This window comes from Deltaproteobacteria bacterium (assembly GCA_003194485.1).
GTDB lineage: Bacteria > Desulfobacterota > Dissulfuribacteria > Dissulfuribacterales > UBA3076 > UBA3076.
Genome location: PQXD01000036.1, coordinates 1 through 7,424, shown reverse-complemented (window position 1 = coordinate 7,424; position 7,424 = coordinate 1). Strand labels below are relative to the sequence as shown.

Sequence of the window (7,424 nt, the reverse complement as noted above, 5' to 3'; positions counted from 1 at the left end):
AAAAAAAATTAGAAAAATTGAGGAGTTGACTCAAAAAATGGTTGCTCTATGAAAGAATCTTCAGACCAATGGCAGTAATTGTATGGCAAGCAGCCTACCCGGTGCTTGCTGCCTGTATCTTATATGAAATATCCAGTGCTCGTGAAATATCATGCAAGCCGGGATAAATTAAGTTAAAATAATCTTTATTATGAATGAAACAGTTCCCATGGCAAGAAGGGATTTACAATTTATCCCTGTCCAGTATGCCGGCCATCGGCTGATCTTCATCCAGGACCATCTCGGGCTGGCTCAGGAGGGCAGGCCGATATCACTCCCGCTTTATCAGGTAATGACCCTGCTGGACGGAACCACTACTCTAAGTGACCTGCAAATGGAGCTGATGAGGCAAAAGGGAGGAACCCTGGTCGGGAAGGACGAGGTGAAAGATCTGCTTGCCCGGCTTGATGAATCGTTTTTACTCGATTCAGAGAGATTTAAAAAGGCCAGGGATCAAATTGTTGCCAGCTTTTCCTCGAAAAAAACCAGGCCCTGTTCCCATTGCGGACGTGCCTATCCGGGAAGTCCAAATGAGCTGAAAGCGATGCTGGATGAGATTTTGGCCAGCCATCCTCCTGTTACTGAGCCGGAAGGAAAAATTGTAGCCCTGATTGCACCACACATTGACCTGTCCGTAGGATATCAGGTTTACTCAAGCGCCTATCAAATGTTCAAATATATGGCACCGTCAAGGATTATATTATTGGGCGTGGGTCATAATATGGCGGATGATTTTTTCTGTTTGACGGACAAGGATTTTGAGACCCCGCAAGGGATCGTAAAAAATGAACCTTCAATAATCCGCAGATTGAAGGAAGCAGGAGGAGGAGATATAGTTGCCGGCAGTGACTTTGCTCATCGCTCAGAGCATTCTATAGAGTTTCAGACCATCTTTCTGCATCATCTGCTTGCCGGAAGGGATTTTACCATTATCCCTATCCTTTGCGGTTTTTGTCAATCAAACCTCAATGAATACAGTAGGCGTGCTTACCTGGAAAAGGCCGGCCCATTTCTCCGGCAGTTAAAGCAGATGATCATGGAGCCTGACAAAGAGACGCTTGTTGTGGCAGGGGTTGATTTCTCCCACACAGGTCCGAAATTCGGCCATCAGATACCGGCGAGATCGCTTGAAAGTCGATCAATGGCTCACGACCAAAACCTGCTGAAACACCTGTCCCGGCTTGATGCCGAGCTTTTTTGGAAAGAATCAAGAAGTGTAAGGGACCAGTATAATGTCTGCGGCTTCTCAACCTTGGCCTGTATGCTTGAGGTATTACCCAGGTGCCGAGGGAATATACTCGATTATCAGATATGGCATGATGAAGCCACCAGCTCGGCAGTCAGTTTCTCATCTGTTGTTTTTACTTCATAAGCAACGGCCAAATATCATCCCGAATTATGCACTTCATCCCGAATTATGCAGCAGCCAAGTTTGCCAAAGATGCGAGGCGGAAGGCACGCAGACGTACTTTTGTACTTCAAGTGCCTGACAACAAAGCAGATTTGGTAAAATTGGCTGCTGCATAATTCGGGTTCAAAGGCCAAAAGTAAATATCCGGTAAACCCTATCCGTGGTCCATTGGCAACCGGTCACACAGGGGAGCTCCTTCTTCCAACATGCTCTCGCCCCTTGTTTTCTTAAGGTCTTTGCAGCATGGGAGACCCTCCCCCGTTCTCCTCCGCTGCGCTCCGGAGCCGGGGGTTTCCCATGCTGCGAAGACCAAGAAAACTACAGGGCTGACGCAAATCGTTTTCAGAAGGAGCTCCCCTGTGTGACCGGTTGCCGCAGGAGCGGTTTGCCTTTTGCAGGGTTTCGATCGCGGGCCGGATTGCACTGCCTCTTTCGGTCTGCAATGGGTGAGCTTTGAAACCCGGAAAAAGGCAACCGGTTCAAGGCAGGAACGGGTTTACCGGATATTTGCTTTGGCAGGAAACCGCCTTGGCCGAATTTCAGCGAGGGACACAACGATTAATCAGTATCCCGTGGCTTCGCCCGAAATCCGCTATCTTTTGTGGTCTGGTCCTGCCGCGCAGATAAGCCTTCCTGAATTCTTTCCTGTCCAGCAGATAGAGAATGTAACTGATATGCCCTGAATATCCTTTAAAATCAAGCTGTTGAATCTTTTCTACCGTCCGGCCGGCCACGTTTAGTGCCTGACGGTGAATGGTCGGCGACCCGCCATCGCATCTCTTGACCGAATAAAGCCGCCTGCAGCTAAAGGGGCGGATATCATAAATCATGCAGGTCTTGTCCTCCCTGAGAAATGCGCATCGAGAGAGCCTTCCCTTCTCTCTATCCATCCTGTTTTGAGCCAGCCTGGCCCTTATTCCGATTTTAGCGGCTCTTCAAACGCGGCCAGCCTGCGATATATGATGATGCCTTCAAGCGTTGTAATATCAATATTTCCAACGTCTATACAGCAGCCGGCACATCCCTTTACACATACCGCCGACTTCTTGAACTCGGCAACATCTTTTTCATACTGGCCGTACAGGTCCTCAAGCTTTTTCCTTTTCTCTGTGATTTCCATCTATTATCCATTCATATATCCGCGGCAAGCCTGAATTGATATCGGATAATACAATAATACAGATACTGATACCACTCAATAAAAGCGACTTCCGGTTCAGTTATTCAGAATGATTTTTACCATGTTTTCCAGTTCGAGGATATTGAATGGTTTCGTGATACAGGCCGTGGCCCCACTTTCTAAGAGTTGGTGTACAGGTCCGTTGCCAGTGACTATAAGAATTGGAGTGGAAGGATATTTCGATCTTATATGCCGTGTCAATTCAAGCCCATCCATTTTCGGCATCTTGTAATCCGTGATAACCAAATCATACGTATTCTTATTAATATATTCTATTGCCTTGACCCCGTCTTCTGCAATATCTATTTTATAACCATAGGGTTTAAGGACCTCAGACAGTAAAATTCTCACGACTTTTTCGTCATCTGCGATAAGTATCCTCTTCCTTTCCATCCATCCCTCCCTTTGAAGTTAAATATACAACTAAGAGGATATAAACATCAACAAAAAAATACAACTGATAGTTGTTAGACATTCCTGATTTTTTGTTGATATTGAAGAACAAGGACGTATTGATTAAAGGAAAAAACTATTGATCGACAAAGAGATCGGACAAAAGATCAAGCAGATAAGGAAGAATTGGGGGCTTTCTCAGATTGAATTGGCTGAGAAAATAGATATCTCTTTTCAACAAATACAAAAATATGAGAAGGGCTCAACCAGGATTTCTGTTGTGCGTTTGCAACAGATAGCGGAGGCCCTTGGTGTTAACATTTCCACTTTTTTTGAGGAAAGTAAAGGAATCCCTCAGGTCTCAGACCACGCCTTAAGATACATCCCTGGAGGAGATCCCCTTGAAGCCGCTCAACCCCTCAACAAGGAAGAAATGACTCTCTTGAGACTTTTTCGAAAGACAAGAAACAGAAAGATAAGGCAGGGAATCATAAAGCAATTGCGAGGGATTGTTGAGCTTGAAGGCCGGACGGCGCCGGAGAAAAAGACCTGAAATGGCCTTGAAGCACATTAAAGAAATCCCCGATTTTGATAGACCGCGAGAGAAGCTGGCTGCCAAGGGACCGGAGGCCCTTTCCGACCCAGAGCTTCTTGCAGTCCTCCTTGGACGCGGAGTCAAGGGAAGGGATGTCTTTCAGGTAGCCCATGCCGTTCTGCGAAAGCTTGATAAAGAAAAGGAAAAGATAGATGTAAAGTCCCTTGTCTCCATAGAGGGTGTCGGGTTTGCCAAGGCATGCCAGATCCTGGCCTCTTTCGAGCTTGCAAGGAGGAGATTGTTAAAGGAAAGCCTCGTTATTCAAAAGGCGGAAGATGTCTTGCCGCTTATTTCATATATCGCCCACAAAAAGCAGGAATATTTCCTTTGTATATCTTTGAATGGAGCAAATGAGGTCATCGGAAACAGGATAGTGACAGTTGGTCTTCTTAACACAAACCAGGTCCACCCGCGAGAAGTGTTTGTGGATGCGATCTCCGATCGGGCAGCATCCATAATCCTTGCTCATAACCACCCATCAGGCGTGCTCAAACCAAGCCCTGATGATATAGCTACCACGAGACAACTGGTGGATGCCGGCAAAATCCTTGGGATATCTGTCTTGGATCACATAATTATTACAAAGAAAGGCCATCTATCATTCAGGGAAAATGGTTTTATGTGATTCTGCCCGTCTTCCGGCTTAACCTCAGGTCCCCATCTCCCACGAAGCCAGATACCTTTCCTGCTCATGAGTGAGTGTATCTATCCGGATGCCCATGCTCGACAATTTCAGCCTTGCAATCTCACGGTCTATCTCTTCCGGCACGCTATAGACCTTTTTCTCCAGCCCGAAATCCTTCTTCAGCATATATTCCGAGCACAGGGCCTGATTGGCAAAGCTCATATCCATGACGCTTGAGGGATGCCCCTCAGCGGCAGCCAGGTTAATAAGCCTGCCCTCTCCCAGGACATATATTCGTCTTTCATTTATCAAGGCATATTCTTCTACATAGTCGCGAATTATACGTCTTTCTTTAGTTATTTTCTCCAGGGACTCAAGATCGATTTCCACGTTAAAATGACCTGAGTTGGCCACAATGGCACCGTCTTTCATCTTGAGGAAATGCTCTTCGCGGATGACGTTGATATCTCCGGTGACAGTGCAAAAGAAATCACCCTGGGGAGCTGCCTCTGCCATGGGCATGACTTCATACCCGTCCATGACTGCCTCAAGGGCCTTCAATGGCTCTGTTTCCGTAACAATCACCCTGGCACCCATGCCCTTGGCCCTCATGGACACGCCCTTGCCGCACCAGCCGTAGCCGGCCACCACGAAAACACTGCCTGCTACAAGCCTGTTAGTGGCCCTGAGAAAGCCATCCAGGGTAGATTGTCCTGTCCCGTAACGGTTATCGAACAGATGTTTTGTATTGGCGTCATTCACTGCCACTATCGGATAGCCAAGCACTCCGTCCGAGGCCATTGCCCTGAGCCTGATCACCCCGGTGGTGGTCTCCTCTGTTCCGCCGATCACATTATCCAGGAGCTCCTTCCGCTCGGTATGAAGGGTGGAGACCAGATCCGCCCCGTCATCCATGGTGATCTGCGGTTTTGCATCAAGGACCGCCCTCAGATGTTTATAGTAGGTATCATTGTCCTCGCCTTTAATGGCAAATACCGGGATGCCGTCGTTCTTGACCAGGGATGCCGTCACGTCATCCTGGGTGCTGAGGGGATTTGAGGCGCACAAATACACTTCGGCGCCCCCTGCCTTCAGGGTCTGTACAAGTGATGCGGTCTCGGTCGTGACATGCAGGCAGGCCCCGACACGTATTCCTTCAAGGGGCCTATCCTTCAGAAAACGCTCCCTTATCAGGTTCAGTACGGGCATGCTCTTGGCCGCCCACTCGATGCGCAGAAGCCCGGCCTCTGCCAGGCCTTCATCCTTAATATGATAATTCATGTCTTCATCACCTCACAATCCTGCCTGCTCCTTGAGACTTTCCGCCATGTCAAGGCGTTCCCAGGTAAACTCGGGCTCGGGTCTGCCGAAATGACCATATGCAGCCGTCTTTTTAAAGATCGGACGTCTCATGTCCAGGTAGTCAATGATATCCTTTGGTTTAAAACTGAAATTCTTTTCAATGAGTTCCACGATCTGCTCACGGGGAACGGCCTCGGTACCAAAGGTGCGTACATTTATGGCCAGGGGCCTGACAACACCAATGGCATAGCTCACCTGGACCTCGCATTCCCCTGCGATACCGGCGGCCACCAGATTTTTGGCCACATAGCGGGCCATATACGAGGGGGAACGGTCAACCTTTGTCGGGTCCTTTCCGGAAAAGGCCCCGCCACCGTGATGACCTCGGCCTCCGTAAGTATCCACAATAATCTTTCTCCCTGTAATTCCACAGTCTGCCAAGGGACCGCCTACTACAAAACGGCCCGTGCTGTTTATAAAGAATTCTGTTTCTTTCGTTAAGTGCTCAGGTCTTACGATCTTTTTGACAACTTCTTCAATCACTGCCTCTTGCACCTCCTTATAGCTGACTCCAGGGTCATGCTGTGCGGCTATTACGATGGAATGCGCCGAGACAGGTCTCCTGTTTTCATACTGTATAGTGACCTGTGACTTGCCGTCAGGTCTCAGAAACGGCAAAATCCCTTTTTTTCTCACCTCTGCCAGACGGAACGCCAGTCGGTGGGCATACCATATGGGCATGGGCATATAGTCAGGGGTCTCGTCGCAGGCATAACCAAACATCAGGCCCTGATCCCCGGCCCCCAGGTCACCTTCACGATCCACGCCAAGGGCTATATCCGGAGACTGCTTGTCAATGCTGGTAAGGACCGCGCAAGTCCGCCAGTCAAACCCCATGGATGAGTTGGAATAGCCGATCTCTTTTATGGTGCCACGGACAACCTGGGGCATATCTACATAGCAATCTGTGGTTATCTCTCCGGCAATCAAGGCCAGGCCGGTAGTTACCAGGGTTTCACAGGCAACCCGGGCATAAGGGTCTTTGTCTAATATGGCATCCAGAATGGCATCTGAGATCTGATCCGCTACCTTGTCGGGGTGACCTTCAGTTACCGACTCAGACGTAAAAAGAAAATCCTGCATCATAGATAGATATACCTCCAAAAAATGCCGGCTTTCACTGGCAAAAAATAATTTTTGGCGGAGAGGGTGGGATTCGAACCCACGGTACACCTTTCAGCATACACTCACTTAGCAGGCGAGCACCTTCAGCCTCTCGGTCACCTCTCCGTTTTGATATTTCCTTGGCGGAGGGAGTAGGATTCGAACCCACGGTACCTCTCGGTACAGCGGTTTTCAAGACCGCCGCCTTCAACCACTCGGCCATCCCTCCAGGCAGAGATCAGCCACCGGATAATTGCTAATCAAACAGAAATGTAAATTACTGACGGGAATATACGCTGTCAAGAAACGATTCTGAAAACCGTTCAGAAACACGGATTTTAAAAACACGGGGGTAAATATCCGGTGAACCCATGGACCCACGTAACCGTTCACTGGCAGGGGATATTTCTTTGAACGGTTGCCATCCGTGCCCTGCCGCAGGAGCGGTTTGCCTTTTGCAGGGTTTCAATCGCGGGCCGGATTGCACTGCCTCTCCGGTCCGTGATGAGTGAGCTTTGAAACCCGGAAAAAGGTAACCGCTCCAAGGCAGGATATAACGGGTTCACCGGATATTTACCACAGGGGCATCTGGATATTTCATATAAGCGCAGGCGAATTTTGTGACGCAGCACAGGAGGCTCTTTTGAGCCTTCAGAGGCAAGCTGTGATCGTCTTTTCTCAAGCTATGGGTAAAAATACCACCATAGCCAGGATT

General features: G+C 48.6%; 9 protein-coding genes and 2 tRNA genes. 4 read left to right on the top strand and 7 right to left on the bottom strand.

Going from position 1 to position 7,424, the window contains the following annotated elements; genetic code table 11:
- Positions 1–190 precede the first annotated feature (190 nt).
- Positions 191–1,411, top strand: a complete 1,221-nt coding sequence (gene amrB / locus C4B57_11235; protein PXF52265.1) for an AmmeMemoRadiSam system protein B — start codon at positions 191–193, stop codon at positions 1,409–1,411.
- A gap of 578 nt (positions 1,412–1,989) precedes the next feature.
- Here the strand turns inward: amrB and C4B57_11230 are convergent.
- The 3 genes from C4B57_11230 to C4B57_11220 all read right to left on the bottom strand — a co-directional run bounded on the left by C4B57_11230 (position 1,990) and on the right by C4B57_11220 (position 3,023).
- On the bottom strand, positions 1,990–2,340 hold the full coding sequence (locus tag C4B57_11230; GenBank protein PXF52264.1) for a hypothetical protein: 351 nt from the start codon (positions 2,338–2,340) through the stop codon (positions 1,990–1,992).
- Between the two features lie 23 nt (positions 2,341–2,363).
- Positions 2,364–2,570 (bottom strand): hypothetical protein, encoded by a 207-nt coding sequence (locus C4B57_11225; protein ID PXF52263.1) that lies wholly within the window; start codon positions 2,568–2,570, stop codon positions 2,364–2,366.
- A 96-nt stretch (positions 2,571–2,666) separates the two neighbouring features.
- Positions 2,667–3,023, bottom strand: a complete 357-nt coding sequence (locus tag C4B57_11220; GenBank protein ID PXF52262.1) for a two-component system response regulator — start codon at positions 3,021–3,023, stop codon at positions 2,667–2,669.
- 139 nt (positions 3,024–3,162) lie between these two features.
- Here C4B57_11220 and C4B57_11215 point away from each other — a divergent pair, with 139 nt between their 5' ends.
- Positions 3,163–3,576, top strand: a complete 414-nt coding sequence (locus C4B57_11215; protein PXF52261.1) for a hypothetical protein — start codon at positions 3,163–3,165, stop codon at positions 3,574–3,576.
- Position 3,577: 1 nt separating this feature from the next.
- Positions 3,578–4,243 carry a hypothetical protein gene (locus C4B57_11210; protein PXF52260.1) on the top strand — a complete coding sequence of 222 codons (666 nt, stop codon included), beginning with the start codon at positions 3,578–3,580 and terminating at the stop codon, positions 4,241–4,243.
- Between the two features lie 24 nt (positions 4,244–4,267).
- Here the strand turns inward: C4B57_11210 and C4B57_11205 are convergent, their stop codons facing one another.
- The 4 genes from C4B57_11205 to C4B57_11190 form a co-directional block, all read right to left on the bottom strand.
- Positions 4,268–5,524 carry an adenosylhomocysteinase gene (locus C4B57_11205; GenBank protein ID PXF52259.1) on the bottom strand — a complete coding sequence of 419 codons (1,257 nt, stop codon included), beginning with the start codon at positions 5,522–5,524 and terminating at the stop codon, positions 4,268–4,270.
- Between the two features lie 12 nt (positions 5,525–5,536).
- Positions 5,537–6,688 carry a methionine adenosyltransferase gene (locus C4B57_11200; GenBank protein PXF52266.1) on the bottom strand — a complete coding sequence of 384 codons (1,152 nt, stop codon included), beginning with the start codon at positions 6,686–6,688 and terminating at the stop codon, positions 5,537–5,539.
- A gap of 55 nt (positions 6,689–6,743) precedes the next feature.
- Positions 6,744–6,835: transfer RNA gene (locus C4B57_11195), tRNA-Ser, on the bottom strand.
- A gap of 15 nt (positions 6,836–6,850) precedes the next feature.
- A tRNA-Ser gene (locus tag C4B57_11190) sits at positions 6,851–6,938 on the bottom strand.
- A gap of 279 nt (positions 6,939–7,217) precedes the next feature.
- Between C4B57_11190 and C4B57_11185 the strand changes: the two genes are divergently transcribed.
- On the top strand, positions 7,218–7,424 hold a 207-nt coding region (locus C4B57_11185), incomplete at its 3' end, for a hypothetical protein (GenBank protein ID PXF52258.1).